1 protein-coding gene is annotated in these 1,217 nt (G+C 61.2%); it reads left to right on the top strand.

What is annotated here, in order from left to right; translation table 11 throughout:
• Positions 1-278: 278 nt before the first annotated feature.
• Positions 279-806, top strand: a complete 528-nt coding sequence (locus tag AC2VOP_RS05210; protein ID WP_486959959.1) for an OsmC family protein — start codon at positions 279-281, stop codon at positions 804-806.
• Positions 807-1,217: the final 411 nt, after the last annotated feature.

Below are 1,217 nucleotides of genomic sequence, written 5' to 3'. Positions count from 1 at the left end.
TGAAACGTTGATGACGGCCCGACCCGGCGGGGCAGCGCTGAGACCGCGCCCACGAAAATGTCATCCGGAGATCCGAAGAGGGCCCAAAGTCCCTACCACCTGGCGCAAAGCACGTGCGACGGTGTATTCATTCCCGCGGAAGAAGTCAACGGGGTCTGGATAGCCGCCGATCGTCAAGGACGCGGCGCGTGAATTCAGTTCAAACACAAGATGATTAGAGACTAACGATGGATAACACGGATGTGCTCGATGGCGTCGACATGAAGGCGTTGACAGCGATGGCCGAGGCGGTGAGGACTGATCGAAATCTGGCCAAGGTGACCTTCCGGGCCAACTCCCAGTGGCGGAGTGGCTGCCTGGTGACCTCTCAGATTTCCGCGATGACCCAGGGTGGCGACACCGACACCGGCCGGGCCGGGAAGAAGTTCACGATGACAAGCGATCATCCTGTCTCACTTCTCGGCAACGATACGGCGCCCACACCGGCCGAGTACCTGCTGCAGGGCCTCGCGGGTTGCTTGGCATGCAACATAGTGGGCACCGCCGCGGCCCGGGGAATCGAACTGGAAAGCTACACCTGCGAGGTCGAAACCGACTTCGATGTGGCGTCGCTATTTTTGGGCATCACCGAAGGGATCACCGCCGAACAAGGGTCCGGCGCCCAGGAGTTTCGCGCCAAGTTGAAAATCGTCGCACCGAAAGCGAGCCGGGAAGAAATCGAAGCCGTGGTCAAGGCCGGACAGGAACGGTCTCCCGTCACCAACACCCTCGCCAGGGCGGCCAAGATGGTCGTGACGCTGGAGTGAGCACTACCGATAGTCGCTGGTAGCTCCTAGCGGCGACGAGGATCGCTGGGAGCTCTCGGCTTATTTGTGTCGTGTATCACGCGGCGATGTCGGGGTGGATTTGGTCGAATGCGGCGGATTGGCGCGGTAGTACCCTCAGGGTGAGTCGGCCCCTCGGCTAACGGAATCACAGATTTCAGGTAATGCGCTCATCCGCCGTTGCGATGGGGACGGCGCCGACGTCTCGACTCGCCCGGCGGCAAGCTGGCCGGTTCTGATGTTTTGAGGTATGCCGCGGATGCCCCTATCTGTGGCCGGATGGGCATTAAAAGTCAGTCGGACATCGAAGGGAGCGATCGCGATGACGCAGGCCAAACCACGGGTCCTGGTGCTGGGGAGCAGCTTTGCCGGGTTGACCACGGCCCGGTTCAT

This window comes from Mycobacterium sp. TH-M106, assembly GCF_057473765.1.
Note: the sequence above shows the minus strand (reverse complement) of the source record. Positions and strands in the feature narration are given on the sequence as shown.

Excerpts from the sequence above, each read along its gene's own strand:
- AC2VOP_RS05210 (WP_486959959.1), top strand. The coding sequence starts at position 279 with ATGGCCGAGGCGGTGAGGACTGATCGAAATCTGGCCAAGGTGACCTTC.